Source organism: Lysobacter sp. Soil_C_15, assembly GCF_057657315.1.
This window is the reverse complement of record NZ_JBDGIR010000001.1, coordinates 793168-807481: the sequence shown is the minus strand read 5'-3', so window position 1 is coordinate 807481 and position 14314 is coordinate 793168. Positions and strand designations below refer to the sequence as shown.

Annotated in this window: 13 protein-coding genes and 1 tRNA gene; 6 read left to right on the top strand and 8 right to left on the bottom strand. The window is 71.4% G+C overall.

What is annotated here, in order from left to right:
* Positions 1-23 precede the first annotated feature (23 nt).
* Positions 24-100, bottom strand: a tRNA-Arg gene (locus AC3A57_RS03435).
* Between the two features lie 332 nt (positions 101-432).
* Between AC3A57_RS03435 and ubiA the strand changes: the two genes are divergently transcribed.
* The 3 genes from ubiA to AC3A57_RS03420 all read left to right on the top strand — a co-directional run bounded on the left by ubiA (position 433) and on the right by AC3A57_RS03420 (position 3807).
* Positions 433-1338, top strand: a complete 906-nt coding sequence (gene ubiA / locus AC3A57_RS03430) for a 4-hydroxybenzoate octaprenyltransferase (RefSeq protein ID WP_487577581.1) — start codon at positions 433-435, stop codon at positions 1336-1338.
* 87 nt (positions 1339-1425) lie between these two features.
* Positions 1426-1932, top strand: a complete 507-nt coding sequence (locus tag AC3A57_RS03425; protein WP_487577580.1) for a Rid family hydrolase — start codon at positions 1426-1428, stop codon at positions 1930-1932.
* A gap of 432 nt (positions 1933-2364) precedes the next feature.
* Positions 2365-3807 (top strand): short-chain fatty acid transporter, encoded by a 1443-nt coding sequence (locus tag AC3A57_RS03420; RefSeq protein WP_487577579.1) that lies wholly within the window; start codon positions 2365-2367, stop codon positions 3805-3807.
* A gap of 1013 nt (positions 3808-4820) precedes the next feature.
* Here the strand turns inward: AC3A57_RS03420 and AC3A57_RS03415 are convergent.
* The 5 genes from AC3A57_RS03415 to AC3A57_RS03395 form a co-directional block, all read right to left on the bottom strand.
* Positions 4821-5462, bottom strand: coding sequence for a hypothetical protein (locus tag AC3A57_RS03415; protein ID WP_487577578.1), 642 nt, complete (start codon positions 5460-5462; stop codon positions 4821-4823).
* A gap of 47 nt (positions 5463-5509) precedes the next feature.
* The gene (locus AC3A57_RS03410; RefSeq protein WP_487577577.1) at positions 5510-6157 is read right to left on the bottom strand and encodes a hypothetical protein; all 648 of its coding nucleotides are present in this window, start codon (positions 6155-6157) and stop codon (positions 5510-5512) included.
* Positions 6154-6777 carry a hypothetical protein gene (locus AC3A57_RS03405; protein ID WP_487577576.1) on the bottom strand — a complete coding sequence of 208 codons (624 nt, stop codon included), beginning with the start codon at positions 6775-6777 and terminating at the stop codon, positions 6154-6156. The genes AC3A57_RS03410 and AC3A57_RS03405 overlap by 4 nt, the downstream gene beginning before the upstream one ends.
* 77 nt (positions 6778-6854) lie before the next feature.
* Positions 6855-8510 (bottom strand): ATP-binding cassette domain-containing protein, encoded by a 1656-nt coding sequence (locus AC3A57_RS03400; RefSeq protein ID WP_487577575.1) that lies wholly within the window; start codon positions 8508-8510, stop codon positions 6855-6857.
* Positions 8511-8667: 157 nt separating this feature from the next.
* Positions 8668-8877, bottom strand: coding sequence for a YdcH family protein (locus AC3A57_RS03395; RefSeq protein ID WP_487577574.1), 210 nt, complete (start codon positions 8875-8877; stop codon positions 8668-8670).
* Positions 8878-8973: 96 nt separating this feature from the next.
* Between AC3A57_RS03395 and ttcA the strand changes: the two genes are divergently transcribed.
* The 3 genes from ttcA (at position 8974) to AC3A57_RS03380 (ending at position 11959) form a co-directional block, all read left to right on the top strand.
* On the top strand, positions 8974-9879 hold the full coding sequence (ttcA, locus tag AC3A57_RS03390; RefSeq protein ID WP_487577573.1) for a tRNA 2-thiocytidine(32) synthetase TtcA: 906 nt from the start codon (positions 8974-8976) through the stop codon (positions 9877-9879).
* A gap of 156 nt (positions 9880-10035) precedes the next feature.
* Positions 10036-10947 (top strand): recombination-associated protein RdgC, encoded by a 912-nt coding sequence (locus AC3A57_RS03385; RefSeq protein WP_487577572.1) that lies wholly within the window; start codon positions 10036-10038, stop codon positions 10945-10947.
* Positions 10948-11164: 217 nt separating this feature from the next.
* A complete protein-coding gene (locus AC3A57_RS03380; RefSeq protein ID WP_487577571.1) occupies positions 11165-11959 on the top strand; it encodes a M48 family metallopeptidase in 795 nt (264 codons plus the stop codon).
* 434 nt (positions 11960-12393) lie between these two features.
* Here AC3A57_RS03380 and AC3A57_RS03375 read toward each other — a convergent pair whose 3' ends face one another.
* Together AC3A57_RS03375 and hemH are read right to left on the bottom strand one after the other, a co-directional pair.
* On the bottom strand, positions 12394-13257 hold the full coding sequence (locus AC3A57_RS03375; RefSeq protein WP_487577570.1) for an alpha/beta fold hydrolase: 864 nt from the start codon (positions 13255-13257) through the stop codon (positions 12394-12396).
* Positions 13257-14252: a ferrochelatase gene (gene hemH / locus AC3A57_RS03370; RefSeq protein WP_487577569.1), complete on the bottom strand. Its 996-nt coding sequence runs from the start codon at positions 14250-14252 to the stop codon at positions 13257-13259. The genes AC3A57_RS03375 and hemH overlap by 1 nt, the downstream gene beginning before the upstream one ends.
* Positions 14253-14314 lie beyond the last annotated feature (62 nt).

The window sequence follows — 14314 nt, the reverse complement described above, 5'->3', positions numbered from 1 at the left end:
AGCAGGAAGCGATGCGAAGGGGATGGCGCGCCTGGAGGGATTCGAACCCCCGACCAACGGCTTCGGAAGCCGCTACTCTATCCGGCTGAGCTACAGGCGCGTATAGGCTGCATCGCACGAACGCGTCGTGCGGCCGGGCATTCTAAACGCAAATCGGGGGCGAGGGCACGTGTTGTGTCGCGGGCCCGCGACTTGGGGCCCTGAGGCCGGCAGGATCGGCTTCGGCCAGCCGTCGCCCTGGCGCTCGCGCGGCTCGGCGCGCGGGGCTGGACGCCGCTCGGGCGCCGGCGCTGGGTCCGGTGGGTATCCCACAGCCTCAGACGGTGGATCCGGCCGCGCCGGCCGTCCGCCTCGTTTGCCGGGCCGGCCCGATTCGGCCCGTGGCGCTCCGCCCAGGCGGCCGGCCTGGGCCCGCGCGCTACTCTATGCGCCATGGAACACGCCCAATCCCATCCCCCGGTGCCGGACTGGCGGCGCCGGCTGTCCCTGTATTGGAAGCTGACCCGCGGCGATCGGCCGATCGGCTGGCTGCTGTTGCTGTGGCCGACCTGGTGGGGGCTGTGGATCGCCGCCGAGGGCGTGCCGCCTTGGTGGACCTGGTTCGTGTTCAGCGCCGGGGTCTGGTTGACCCGCGCCGCCGGCTGCGTGATCAACGACTACGCCGACCGCTGGCTGGACCCGCATGTGGAGCGGACCAAGCATCGGCCGCTGGCCACCGGCGAGCTGCGCGGGCGCGAGGCATTGGCGGTGTTCGCGGTGCTGATGCTGGTCGCGTTCGGCTTGGTGCTGACCCTGAACCGGTTGACCGTGCTGATGAGCTCCGTCGGCGTGGTGCTGGCGGCCAGCTATCCCTATCTCAAGCGCTACACCCATCTGCCCCAGGTCTACCTGGGCATGGCCTTCGGCTGGGGCATCCCGATGGCGTTCGCGGCGGTGCGCGGCGAGGTGCCGGCGGTGGGCTGGCTGCTGTACGTGGCCAATATCCTGTGGTCGACCGCGTACGACACCTGGTACGCGATGGTCGACCGCGAGGACGACCTGAAGATGGGTTCGAAGTCGACCGCGATCCTGTTCGGCGAACTGGACTTGGTCGCCAACGGCGTGCTGTACGCGCTGATGCTGACCGCTTTGCTCTTGGTCGGCCAGCGCGTGGACCTGGGGCCCTGGTATTTCGGCGGGCTGGCGGTGGCGGCGGCGCTGATCGCCTACGAGTTCGTCATCGCCCGCAAGCGCGAGCGCGAGCCCTGCTTCCGCGCCTTCCTGCACAACCACTGGGTCGGGCTGACGATCTTCGCCGGGCTGGCGCTGGACTACGCCCTGCGGGCGCCGGCGGCCTGAGCGCGACGGCGAAACCGCAACCGCGGGCAACGACGGCGGCGGCGCGGCGCGCTGCAATGGCGGCTGGTTCGGTAGCCGGAGTCGCTCATGCGTTGGTGCCCCGCGGTAGTTCTGTGCCTGGCCGGCGCTTGCGCCGGTTCCGTTCGCGCCGATGAGGCGGGTCCCGCGCGGGTGCATCTGGCGCCGCCGGGCTGGGAGTCCTCGTACCACGAACTGCATTACTCGCCGGTGGTGCGGATCGGCGACCGGGTGATCGTGTCCGGCATCCCGGCGCTGGAGGGCGCGGACGACGAGGCCAAGGCGCGCTGGGCGTTCGCCGAGCTGGAGCGGCACCTGCGCAGCGCCGGTGCCGGGCTGGAGGACGTGATCGAGCTGCAGAGCTTCCACGTCGCCGCCGACCACGCCGAATTCCGGCGCCGGATCGCGCCGGTGCTGAAGGTGCATCGCGAGTTCTTCCAGCGGCATTACCCGGCCTGGACCGCGGTCGCGACCGGCGCGCTGTACTCCAAGGACGCGAGCATGGAGTTGCGCGCGGAGGCGGTGGTCGGCTCGGGGCGGCGGGCGCGGGCGGAGATCGCGCTGCCGGCTAAGTGAGGGGTTGGCGGGGGCGGACAGCAGAAGCACAAAAGCAGAAGCACAAAAGCAGAAGCAAATCCCCCGGCCCCCCCCTTTTCCAAAGGGGCGATCGGTAGGAGGGATCGAAGGTGCGGGTCGTCATGCTTGCGACGAACTTGCCCGAAGGGTTCCGCTTTTCAGCGGAGTATCGGTAGGCGAGTTTCGAGGAGGCGGATCGCCACGCTCGCGACGAACTTGCCGGTAGGACTCTTCCTTTGAAAGGGCGTGGATCGGCAGGAGGGAGTCGAGGAAGCGGATCGCCACGCTCGCGACGAACTTGCTCGAAGGTCTCCCCCCTTTGAAAGGGGGGGCAGGGGGGGCTCTTGCTCCCCCGCATCCTGCGACTAAAGTCCAAGTGGCCCGCCCACCCCTGGCTCGGACAATGCCCGGGCCCGTCGCAGGAATCCCGCCATGCCCGCTGCCGACACCGCTGTCCACGACGGTCTGCTCGCCCGCTTCGCCTTGCGCAGCGCCGCGTGGGCCGAGCGCTGGTTTCCCGATGCCTACGTGTTCGCCGCGCTCGGCGTGGCCATCGTCGCGGTCGCGGCGCTGGCCTTCGGCGCCACGCCGGCGGCGACCGCGACCGCGTTCGGCGACGGGTTCTGGAGCCTGATCCCTTTCACCATGCAGATGGCCTTCGTGGTCATCGGCGGTTACGTGGTCGCGACCGCGCCGGCGGTGGCGCGGGTCATCGACGCGCTGGCGCGGGTGCCGCGCAGCGGCCGCGGCGCGGTCTGCTACGTCGGCCTGGTGAGCATGCTGACCTCGCTGCTGAGCTGGGGCTTCTCGCTGGTGTTCGGCGGCCTGCTGGTGCGCGCGCTGGCGCGGCGCGACGACCTGGACATGGACTACCGCGCCGCCGGCGCGGCCGCCTACCTGGGCCTGGGCGCGGTGTGGGCGATGGGGCTCAGTTCCTCGGCGGCGCAGTTGCAGGCCAACCCGGCCAGCATGCCGCCGGGTCTGCTGGCGATCACCGGGGTGATTCCGTTCAGCGAAACCATCTTCCTGTGGCAGTCGATCGCGCTCACCGCGGCGTTGATCGTGGTGTCTCTGCTGGTCTGCTACGTCACCGCGCCGCGTGGCGCCTCGGTGCGGCGCGCGCGCGATTTCGACGGCGCCGGCCGCCTGGCCGAGGACGAGCGCAACGCCGCCACGCTGCCGCCGCGCAGCCGCCCGGGCGAATGGCTGGAGTACAGCCCGCTGGTGACGATCCTGTTGGCGGCGATGAGCCTGGGCTGGCTGGCCTACGAGTTCTCGGCCAAGCCCTGGGTCAGCGCGATCGCCAATCTCAACACCTACAACTTCCTGTTCCTGACCGCCGGCCTGTTGCTGCACTGGCGGCCGCGCAGTTTTCTCAATGCGGTCGCGCGCGCGGTGCCGAGCACCACCGGCGTGCTGATCCAGTTCCCGCTGTACGGCGGCATCGCCAGCCTGCTGACCGCGGCCAAGGGCGCCGACGGGCAGACCCTGGCGCATCACCTGTCCAGCGTGTTCGTGCGGATCGCCACCGCCGACACCTTCGCCCTGGTGATGGGCGCCTACTCGGCGGTGCTGGGCTTCTTCGTGCCCTCCGGCGGCGGCAAGTGGATCATCGAAGCGCCGTACGTGATGCAGGCGGCCAACGACCTGCAGGTGCACCTGGGCTGGGCGGTGCAGGTCTACAACGCGGCCGAGGCGCTGCCCAACCTGATCAACCCGTTCTGGATGCTGCCCCTGCTCGGCGTGCTGGGGCTGAAGGCGCGCGACATCGTCGGCTTCACTTTCATCCAGTTGCTGGTGCATATCCCGCTGGTGCTGGGGCTGCTGTGGCTGCTCGGCCTGAGCCTGAGCTACCACCCGCCGGTGATGCCCTGAGGCCTACGGTGCGACCGCCCCCGTGTAGGAGCGGCATGAGCCGCGACCGGGACGCGCAGCGGCGACAGCGCCGGCGTCGCTCATCGAAGCCGCACCCGATCGCGGGTGCAGCCGCGGCCTAGCCTGAAACATCGACCGCACGGCAAGGCGCGGCCGGCGCCGCACGGCCGAGCCGTGGCCGCGCAACGTGGACTCTCGTTCGGCGGCCCACGTCTATAGGGCATTTCCTACCCCCGCTCGCGCCGATGCCCGACTGCGCCGGCCCGGCGTCCGCGCGATCCTGTGTCCGTGGAGAGCATCGCGAGGGAACGCCGCCGATGTCGCGCCGGAAACGGATATCCGGCCTTCTCCACCACCCGCGCGACGCGGCGGGCTCGGCGATGCGGATCCCCCGTCCGCGCTCTCAGCCTCTGCGACGCCCGGGAGAGACAATAGCGGCACGGCAGGAAAGGACTCCGGCGTCGGATCGGGGTCGGGCCAGCAGGGCGCATCGCACCTCGTCGCGATGCCTGTGCGGCTCGATTCCGGTCCGGCGGGAGCGGCGAAGGATCGCCGACCGGCAACCCCCGCCCGATTCGATCAGGCGCGCAGGACGCGCCGAGCAGGGAGCGGCCGCCACGGACAGGCGGACGATCGGAATCGGGGTCGCGCCAGGATGGCGCGCGTGGCGGAAAGGATTCCGCCATCGGGCTGCGGGTAGGCCGCGAATGGGGCCGCGCGCCGGGCGGCCGGATCGGTGAAGCGCGCCGCCACAGGGCTTACAGGGTGTTTTTCGCACAGCCGCGCCGTTCAAAGGCTAGGAGCGACGCTCCACAGGGATTTCCTCCGGTCACAAGTCGCGACGCGATGCCCCTGCTCTCGCGCCGCCCGCGACCGACGCTCTCTCGACCCTCGCCTGTAGCACCGACCCGAGGCGCGACCGCGACGCCCCGTTCTTGCGGCGCCTGCATTCGGCGCCTTCGGCCCGCTTTCGCCGAAGCGGGCACGACGCTGCATAGGCAGCGCGGCGACGCTTACAGCGCGAAGCTGAGATAACGGCCCTGAGAGGTCGGCGAGTTCGGGAACTCGATCCGCAGAGTCAGGCCGTCCAGCCGATCCTTGCGCGGCAACACGTAGGCATGACGGAACGCGAACGGCCGGCCGGGCAGGGCGCTGATCGGCTTGAAGTCGGCGCCATAGCCGGTGCCGCAGGTTTCCGGCAGCTTGTCGCCGCCCAGGCGCGGCAGGTCGCCGGGATTGGCGTCCCAGAGTCGGCCCTCGGCATCGGCGATGCGGCCGCGGCAGCGGTCGAGGTCCTTGGCGACGGTGCCGGAATCGGCGATCACCTCGAAGGTCGCCAGCAGCACGCCGGCGTCCTTGCGCAGCGGGCCGCGCAGGCGCGGATCGCGCGGCGCCAGGGCCTGGGTTTCGATCAGGCGCCAGCGCGCGCCTTCGAAGGCGACCCATTGCCCGCGTGCGGCGGCGATGGCCTGGTCGGGGTGGCGTTGCCGGTAAACCTGCAACTGTTCGCGGTAAGGCACGATCATCGCCCAGGCGCCGAGCACGGCGGTGCCGAGCAGCCACAAGGCGTTGCGTCGCCACCAGCCGGTCGGCGCGGGCGCGTGGCCGGCGTCGAACGCCGGGCGATCGGTGGCCGGTACGGCGGATTCGTTCATGGCGGTGGGCGCCGAGAGGGGCGATGCAGGGGGCGGCGGCGCAGACGTCATGGGCGCAGGTCCAGTACCGGCTTGGCTTCGGCCAGCAATTTGCGCGCCTGCGCGGCGTCGATGCCCAGGTCGACGTCGACCAGGCTGTCGCCGCCGTGCGGCAGCAGGTTGCCCCAATAGAACTGCAGGTGCGCGCCCTGCAGTCGGTCGGGCGGCACTTCGAAGAACCAGGCGCCTTCGGCCGGCAGGCCCGGCGCCAGCGCGCGCTCGCGCAGGTTGAAGCCCTTGAGCTTGGGCCGGTCCGGGCTGGAGGCCACATAGACCAAGCCGTCGCGGGTGCGCAGCTGCGCGGTGACATAGCCGGGTTGCCGCAGGGCTTCGCTCTGGCCGACCACCGACAGCCATACGCCGGGCGTACGCAGCACATAGTCCTGCGGCTGGGCGTAGTCGCCCTTGAGCAGATAGGCGCGGGCGACCTTGAGCCGTTTGACTTCGACCGCGAAGTTGCGGCCTTGCGCGCGGGTCGGCGCGACCGCGGGCGCGCGCTGCAACAGCGGCGCGTCGCGCTGCTCGTAATCGGATTCGCCTTTGCGCAGCGCCACCACCGCGGCCAGCGCCAGCACTATCCACAGCGCGTCGCGCCAACGCCAGCGCAGCCGCCAGTGCGGCGAGGCCGCCGCGCCCGTCGTCGCCGGCGCGCTCACGGCGCCACCGCCCGGTCGCGCAGGTCCTGCACCGCGAGGCGGTACTTCGCCGCCGGCTTGCCCTGGACCCAGGCGCCCTCGTCGTTGAGATAGGCCTTGGCCTTGTAGTCGCGGGCGAACACGCCCCAGGTTTCCTGCGGCGAATAGACATAGCCGCGCGGCAGCGTCCAGACCAGGTCGACGCGCTGCTTCAGGCGCGGGTGCAGGTCGGCGGCGATGCTGTGGTCGTCGGCCATCATCAAGGTCTCGGCGGGGATCGGTTCGCGTTTCTTCGACAGCAGGATCAGGTCCTGCTGCGGATAACCGAAGCCGTTGATGCTGCGTTGGGTACGGTTCTCGATTTCGACCTGCAGCACCAGGTAGAGCTTGTCCGGGCTGTAGGGGTCGACCCGGCCGCCGGGCTTGTAACGCGCGACCCAGGCGCGCAACGGCTTCACCGCCAGCGCGCCGCCCTGGAAACGGTGGCCGGCCTTGTATTCGGGCAGCGGCTTGCTCTTGCTCTTGGCTTCGCCGAAGCCGCCGAGCGCGGCGGTCGCGGCCAGCGCGACCAGGACCACGGCCGCGGTGCCCTGCCACCAGGGATTGCGCGCCGCGCCGATCAGTTCGTCCTTGTTCGCCATAGCCCTGCCTGCTGCGAGTCGCGGCACCCTAGCACAGCGCGCCCGCGATCCCGGTCACCGATTTCGCATTCTTTCGATCAAGGGCGCGACGATGCCGCAATCGTTTCCAGCTGCGCACTGACATCTGTCAGATGAATGCGATGGCTCAGGCGCAGGGCGTCGAGCAGGCGGCGATCGTGGCTGGCGACGACGAAGGCGCCGGGCCAGGCGTCGAGCAAGCCGATCAGGGCTTCGCGGCTGTCCAGGTCGAGGTGTTCGCCGGGTTCGTCGAGCAGCAGCAACGGCGCCGGCGGATCGCGATACGCGGCCGCGGCCAGCGCCGCGCGCATGCGTTCGCCCGCCGACAGTGTGGCCATCGCCTGGCGGGCGCGATCGCCGGGCAGGCCGAGCAAGGCCAGGCGCGTGGCCAGCGCGGCGTGCGCTTGCGCGTCGCCGCCGGCCGCGTCGCCGGCGATCCAGTCCAGGGCGCCCGCCTGCGCCGGCAGCAAGCGCAGATCCTGGTCCAGCCACAGCGTCGCAACCGCCGCCCGCGCGTGCCCGGCGGCGAGCGTGCCGAGCCCGGCGATGGCGCGCAGCAAGCTGGTCTTGCCGCTGCCGTTGCGGCCGCTCAGGCCGATCCGCACCGGGCCGTCCAACACTGCGCTCAGCGATTGCGCAGGCTGGGCATGGCAGGGATGCGCGGCGGCGAACTCGAGCGTGCGCCGTCCGGCCGGCTGTTGCGCGGCGCTGCCCAGGAACACCGGCGCGGCGGCGGTGTCGGCGCGCGCATGGGCTTGGCCGACGGCGGCGTCGCGTTGCTGCAAGCGTTCGCTCAGTGCGGCGCGGCGGCGTCCTTGATGGCGCTCGGCCGCGTTCTGGCTGAAATCGAGCAACAGCTTGGACTGGTTGGCCTGCGCGCCGGCGCGCTGGCCGCGTGCGGCGCGCCGGTCCAGGGCTTCGCGCTGGCGGACCTGATCGCGGCGTTCGCGGCGCAGCGCCAGCCGCGCCGCGTCCAGCGCGTCCAGGCCTTCGCGGCGCCGGCGATCGCGTTGCCGCAGGTACTGCGCCAGGCCGCCGTAGTGCTCGGTCGCGCCGTCGCGGCCGAGTTCGACGATGCGCGGCGCCTGTTCCAGCCAGGCCGGATCGTGGCTGACCGCGAGCACCGCCGCCGCGCTGGCGGCGTAGCGCTGGAACCAATGCGCGGAAGACTCCGCGTCCAGGTGCCGGCTGGGCTCGTCGAGCAGGACGATGTCCGCCTCGGCGAGCCAGGCGCCGAGCAGGCGCAGCTGTTGCCGTTGGCCGCCGGACAAGCGGCCCGGATCGTGCTGCAGCGACAGGCCGCCCAGGCCGAGTTCGTCCAGCGACCGGGCCAGGCGTTCGCGCAGATCCCAGCGATCGGCCACCCGGACCAGGTCGTCGGCGCTGCCTTGGCCGGCGGCGAGCCGGTCCAGCGCGGCCAGCGCCGGGGCGACGCCGAGCAGGGCGGCGACGCTGCCGCGCGACGCGGGCGCCGCCTCGGTGCGCAGATGGACGATCGTGCCGCGGCGCTCGAGCCGGCCCTGGGCCGGCGCGGCCTCGCCGGCAAGCGCGGCGAGCAGGGTCGATTTACCCGCGCCGTTGCGGCCGACCAGGGCGGTGTAGCCGCGGCGCAGGCTCAGGTCGAGGTTCTGGTAGAGGATGCGGCCGTCGTCGAGGACGGCGGACAGGCCGAAGGCCTGCAATCGGACCGGGTCCGAGGCGGGAGGGGCGGGCATGAGGGCTCCGGCGATGCGACGGGCAGGGCAACGGCGCGCGAGTCGCGTCGGTTGCGAAGACGGCGTATCGGTTCAGAGCTTCATGATACTCCACTCGGTGGTCCAGGCGGCAGTGTAGCGGCCCGCGCCGGCGCGCGCTGAACGCCGGCTGGCGTGCTCAGGCCGGCTGGTCGGGAATCAGCGCGCTTTCCAGCCGGGCGATGCAGTCTTTCAGCCACAGCTTGCGCTTCTTCAGCCGCTTGACCGTCAGCTCGTCGGCCTGCGGGTCCAGGCCCAGGTGCTCGATAGCCGCGTCGAGGTCGCGATGTTCCTGGCGCAGCTCGGCCAGCTGGCGGGCGATCTCGGCGGCATCGGTACTGGCGGTCATGCGCTCCAGCTTAACGCGCCGCCCGCGCGGGCGTCATCGGCCGCGGCGGCCGGTGCGAGGGCGTTCACCGGCCCTTGGCGTAGAATCGTCGGCCTCATGAACACCGTCCTGCCCCTGGCCGAACCCATCCGCCGCGCCCGCCCCGGCGTCGTCCCCGCCGCCGACGGCGAGCGCCTGGCCACCCGCCTGCGTCACCAGGTCGGCCGCGCCATCGCCGATTTCGGCATGATCGAAGACGGCGACAAGGTCATGGTCTGCCTGTCCGGCGGCAAGGACAGCTACACCTTGCTCGACATCCTGCTGCAGTTGCGGAAGAAGGCGCCGGTGAAGTTCGAGCTGGTCGCGGTCAACCTCGACCAGAAGCAGCCCGGTTTTCCCGAGCACGTGCTGCCGCAGTACCTGGAATCGATCGGGGTGGCGTACAAGATTCTCGAGCAGGACACCTATTCGGTGGTGACCCGGGTGGTGCCGGAAGGCAAGACCATGTGCTCGCTGTGTTCGCGCCTGCGGCGCGGTGCGCTGTACACCTACGCCGAGCAGCAGGGCTTCACCAAGATCGCGCTCGGCCACCACCGCGACGACCTGGTCGCGACCTTCTTCCTCAACCTGTTCTTCCACGCCAAGCTCAGCGGCATGCCGCCCAAGCTGCTGTCCGACGACGGCAAGCACGTGGTGATCCGGCCGCTGGCCTACGTGCGCGAGGACGACATCGTCGATTACGCGGCGATCAAGCAATTCCCGATCATCCCCTGCAACCTGTGCGGCTCGCAGGAAAACCTGCAGCGCAAGCAGGTCAAGCGGATGATGGACGCCTGGGAGCGCGAGACGCCCGGCCGCATCGAGACGATTTCGCGCGCGCTCGGCGACATCCGTCCGTCGCAGCTCAGCGATCCCAAGCTGTTCGACTTCCTCGGCCTGGGCAAGGCCGGCGCGCCGATCGCCGCGGCGCCGGCGTGGCTGGACCAGGCCATCGCCGACGGCGACGACGCAGGGGCGGGATGAGGCCGTATCCGTTTCCCGGCCGGCACCGGCTTGCGTCGGCGCCGCCGTACTTGCCCGACGTTATCGCCGAATGGCTCTGAAGTCTCTGGATTCCCGCCTTCGCGGGAACGCCGAGCAAGAGCATCCGACTCCATTCCTTTTCAATCCGGTCCCTCGATGTTCTTTCGCAACCTGACGCTGTTCCGCTTTCCCACCAGTCACGACTTCAGCGAGCTCGACAAAGGCCTGGAGGAATGCCGGCTCAAGCCGGTCGGCCCGCTCGAGCTGTCCTCGCGCGGCTTCATCTCGCCGTTCGGCCGCGACGCCGAGGACGCGGCGATGAGCAACCGCATCGGCGACGCGATCTGGATCACCTCCGGCGGCGAAGACCGGCTGCTGCCGGGCGCGGTGGTCAACGACATGCTGGCCAAGAAGCTGGCCGAGATCGAGCAGAAGGAAGGGCGCAAGCCCGGCGGCCGCACCCGCAAGCGGCTCAAGGACGAGCTGATCGTCGACCTGCTGCCGCGCGCCTTCATCAAGCCCAGCCGCACCGACGCGATGATCGACCTCGAGCACGGCCTGGTGATCGTCGACACCTCCAGCCGCAAGACCGGCGAGAACGTGATCAGCGAGATCCGTCGCGCCATGGGCAGCCTGCCGGCGTTGCCGCTGAACGCCGAGATCGCGCCGCGCTCGGTGCTGACCGGCTGGGTCGCCGGCGAAGAGATGCCGGACGGGCTCAGCCTGGGCGACGAATGCGAGCTGCGCGATCCGGTCGACCAGGGCGCGGTGGTCAAGTGCCAGCGCCAGGAACTGGAAAGCGACGAGATCGCCAAGCACCTGGAAACCGGCAAGCAGGTCACCCGCCTGGCCCTGACCCTGGACGATCACGTGTCCTTCGTGCTCGGCGAAGACCTGGTAGTGCGCAAATTCAAGCTGCTCGACGGCGCCGTCGACCAGCTCGAGCATTCCGAGGGCGACGGCCTGCGCGCCGAGCTCGACGCGCGTTTCGCGTTGATGAGCGGCGAGGTCAAGCGCCTGTTCAAGGTGCTGGAGCCGGCGCTGAAGCTGTCCAAGGTCGAGGGCTGAGGCCCGCGCGACCCACGCTGCGCCTGTCGACGGCGGGCGCCGCTTCGTCCCCAAGCGCAGCGCGTCCGCCCTGGCGCGACGACTGCTGGCCGCTGTCCCGCCTGCGGGAGGGGGATGGGGGCGAGGGCGCCGGCCGTCGCCGCGCAGCGCCAGGCCGCCGGCATCGTCCACCGGTCGCCGGCAAGCGCTATCCTCGGCCCATGGCGGCCCCGTCCTCATGAGCAATCTGCTGCTGCGCCTGTTGAGCGGCAAGCCGCCGGCCGCGCCGCGCACGGTCTCGCGCGAGACCGTCGCGATCGAGCTCGGCAACGGCCGCCGCATCGAGGTGCTGCGGGTGCGCGACCCGCGCGCGCGGCGGATCCGGCTCAGCGTCGACGAGCGCGGCCCGCGCCTGACCCTGCCGCTGCGCGCCAGCGACATCGCCGGCCAGCGCTTCGTGATCGAGCACGGCGACTGGCTGCTGGCGCAGATGGCCTTGGCCGACAGCGGCGCGCCGCCGCTGCAGCCGCATGCGCCGGCCAGCGTGCCGCTGCGCGGACGCGACTGGCCGGTGCGCTGGCGCCAAGCGCGCGCGCTGCGGGTGGAACTGGCCGAGGACGCGCTCGACATCGCCGTGCCCGATACGCTCAAGCCGGCCGCGCTGCAGCGGGCGATGCGCGAGTTCTACGAAGGCCAGGCCCGCGCCGACGTCGGCCGCTGGCTGCCCAAGTACCTGCCCGGCCTGCCGCGCCCGCCGTCGCGGCTGCGCTATCGGGTGATGTCCTCGCAATGGGGTTCGCTGGCGCCGGACGGCGCGCTGTCGCTGGACCTGTCGCTGGTGCTGGCGCCGCCGGCGGCGTTCGAATACGTGCTGGTGCACGAGCTCTGCCACCTGATCCACGCCGACCACTCGCGCGCGTTCTGGCGCGAAGTCGAAGCGCGCTGTCCGGACTGGCGCGACCAGCGCGACTACTTCCGCGCTTCCGGCCGCAGCCTCAAGGCCGGCTTGCGGCGCTTGATCGCGGCCGACTGAGCCTGCCGCGGCCTGCAGACATCGCTGCGCGAGGCCCGGCACGTGCGATTCCTTGCTGGGTTGAAGCCCGGGCCGGAGCGCCGTGCCTGGTGTTCGCCCCGTCCTGGCGGGCAACGGCAAATCCCCCGCGCCGCCGGCCGCTTCGGACTTCGTACCGGCGCCGGGCGCTCGCCCCCTTTTCCAAAGGGGGCGACACAACGCGCTCGCCGCGCCCCTGATTGCCGTCGCCGCTATTGTTGCCGGTGCCGGTGCCGGTGCCGGTGCTGGTGCCGGTGCAAGTGCCGAAGCCGGTGTCGGTGACGTCATCGCCACGATCGCCGCCGCCAGCACCCACGCCCGCGCCGTTGCTGTTCCCCCCTTCGAAAAAGGGGGCAGGGGGTTGCTCTTCCGCGCGACCGCGAACTCCCGCGCGAAGACCCATCCGACAGGCCGCCTCAGCCCGCCAGAAACTCCCGGAACCGTTCCCCCACCGGCGCCGGCTGCTCCATGTGCAGATGGTGCGTGCCCGCCAGCACGTGCATCTCGCCGCGCGCGAGCAGGCCGGCGCGTTCGCGGCGCAGCGCGTCGGGCATGTAAGCCTGGGCCGGGTCGGCCCAGACCATGCAGGTCGGGCATTCGATCGCGCCGATCAGCGCGCGCATCTGCGCTTCGCTCATGCGCAGCGCGGCGGTCAGGGTCAGGCGCGGATCGCTGCGCCAGACGTAGCCCTGGCGCTGCGCGCCCTGCGCCGGCGCGACCCCGCGCTCGACCAGCAGCCGGGCGACCCGTTCGCTGAGGTCGTTGGCGGCCATGCGTACCTTGATCGCGGTGGCGATGTCGTCGAACACCCGCAGCTGCTTGCCGGCCAACGCGGCCTGGCCGGCGAAGGCTTCGCGCAGGCGGGTGGCGACGCGCTCCTCGGGTTCCGACAGCGAGCCCAGCGCCTCGACCAGCAGCAATTTTTCGATCCGCTGCGGCAGCGCCGCGGCGAGCATGCTGGAGGTCGCGCCGCCGAGCGAGTGGCCGAGCAGGTGGAAGCGATCCCAGCCCAGCGCATCGGCCACCGACAAGGCCGCGCGCGCCGCGGTCACCAGGGTGTACTCGGCCGCCGCCGGCAGATGCGCGCTGGCGCCATGCCCGGGCAAGTCCGGCGCGACCAGGTCGTAGCCTTCGAACCACGGCGCCAGCGGCACGAAGCTGGAGGCGTTGTCGAGCCAGCCGTGCAGCGCCAGCAGCTTGGGCGCGCCGATCCGGCCGTTGCGCAGCCCGGCCAGGCGGCCGAAGGCGGTGTCGACGACGAATTCCTGCAATGCGGCCATCAGTTCCAGGCGTCCAGTTCGCGCCGGGCGATGCCGGCCAGCGCCGACGCATGCGCCGGCGAATCGTTGAGGCAGGGGATGTAGCGCAGCTCGCCGCCGCGCGCGGCGAAGTCCGCGGCCAGCATGATCGCCACTTCCTCCAGGGTTTCCAGGCAGTCCACCGCGAAGCCCGGCGCGACCACGTCGACCTTGCGCACGCCGCGCGCCGCCAGCGCGTTCAAGCCGTCGCTGGTGGCCGGTTCGAGCCAGCGCTCGCGGCCGAAGCGCGATTGGTAGCACAGGGTCCAGGCGTCTTCGGCCAGGCCCAGCGCTTGGGCGATCGCGCGCGCGCTGGCCTCGCATTGGCGCGGGTAGGGATCGCCGGCGTCGGCGAAGCGCTGCGGCAGGCCATGGAACGAGAACAGCAGGTGCTCGCCCTCGCCGTGGTGCTGGCGGTGGCGATGGATCGAATCGGCGACCGCGCCGACCCAAGCCGGGTCGGCGTGATAGTCGTGCAGCAGGCGCGTGTCCAGGCCGGCGGCGGCCTGCAACACGTCGCCGACCGAGGCGGTGGTCGAGGTCGAGAACTGCGGATACAGCGGCAGCGCCAACACCCGCCGCACGCCCTGCTCGCGCAGCTGCGCCAGCAGTTGCTTCCACGAGGGCTGGCCGTAGCGCATCGCATGCAGCACCCGCGCGTCGGGCAACTCGCGCTGCACGGCCTCGGCCAGGCGGCGGGTGTAGACCGCCAGCGGCGAGCCTTCCGGCAGCCAGATGCTGGCGTACTTGTGCGCGACCTTGCCGCTGCGCAGCGGCAGGATGGCGAAATGCAGCAGCGGGCACCACAGCCAGCGGCTGAGGTCGACGACCCGGCGGTCGTGCAGGAATTCGGACAGGTAGCGCCGCACCGCAGCGGTGTTGGGCGCGTCGGGGGTGCCGAGATTGACCAGCACCACCGCGGTGTCGGCGGCGGCGGTGCGGGCCTCGGCGTTGCTGGCGTGAGCGGGCATCGGCATAGGATGACATCCGCGGGCGCGGCCACGGAATCCTTGCCGGATCGAATGTTTCGATCGCAGCG

Excerpts from the sequence above, each read along its gene's own strand:
- AC3A57_RS03375 (WP_487577570.1), bottom strand. The coding sequence starts at position 13,257 with ATGGCCGCATTGCAGGAATTCGTCGTCGACACCGCCTTCGGCCGCCTG.
- AC3A57_RS03415 (WP_487577578.1), bottom strand. The coding sequence starts at position 5,462 with ATGAACGAATCCGCCGTACCGGCCACCGATCGCCCGGCGTTCGACGCC.
- AC3A57_RS03400 (WP_487577575.1), bottom strand. The coding sequence starts at position 8,510 with ATGCCCGCCCCTCCCGCCTCGGACCCGGTCCGATTGCAGGCCTTCGGC.
- AC3A57_RS03420 (WP_487577579.1), top strand. The coding sequence starts at position 2,365 with ATGCCCGCTGCCGACACCGCTGTCCACGACGGTCTGCTCGCCCGCTTC.
- ttcA (WP_487577573.1), top strand. The coding sequence starts at position 8,974 with ATGAACACCGTCCTGCCCCTGGCCGAACCCATCCGCCGCGCCCGCCCC.
- AC3A57_RS03395 (WP_487577574.1), bottom strand. The coding sequence starts at position 8,877 with ATGACCGCCAGTACCGATGCCGCCGAGATCGCCCGCCAGCTGGCCGAG.
- ubiA (WP_487577581.1), top strand. The coding sequence starts at position 433 with ATGGAACACGCCCAATCCCATCCCCCGGTGCCGGACTGGCGGCGCCGG.
- AC3A57_RS03425 (WP_487577580.1), top strand. The coding sequence starts at position 1,426 with ATGCGTTGGTGCCCCGCGGTAGTTCTGTGCCTGGCCGGCGCTTGCGCC.
- AC3A57_RS03405 (WP_487577576.1), bottom strand. The coding sequence starts at position 6,777 with ATGGCGAACAAGGACGAACTGATCGGCGCGGCGCGCAATCCCTGGTGG.
- hemH (WP_487577569.1), bottom strand. The coding sequence starts at position 14,252 with ATGCCGATGCCCGCTCACGCCAGCAACGCCGAGGCCCGCACCGCCGCC.
- AC3A57_RS03380 (WP_487577571.1), top strand. The coding sequence starts at position 11,165 with ATGAGCAATCTGCTGCTGCGCCTGTTGAGCGGCAAGCCGCCGGCCGCG.
- AC3A57_RS03385 (WP_487577572.1), top strand. The coding sequence starts at position 10,036 with ATGTTCTTTCGCAACCTGACGCTGTTCCGCTTTCCCACCAGTCACGAC.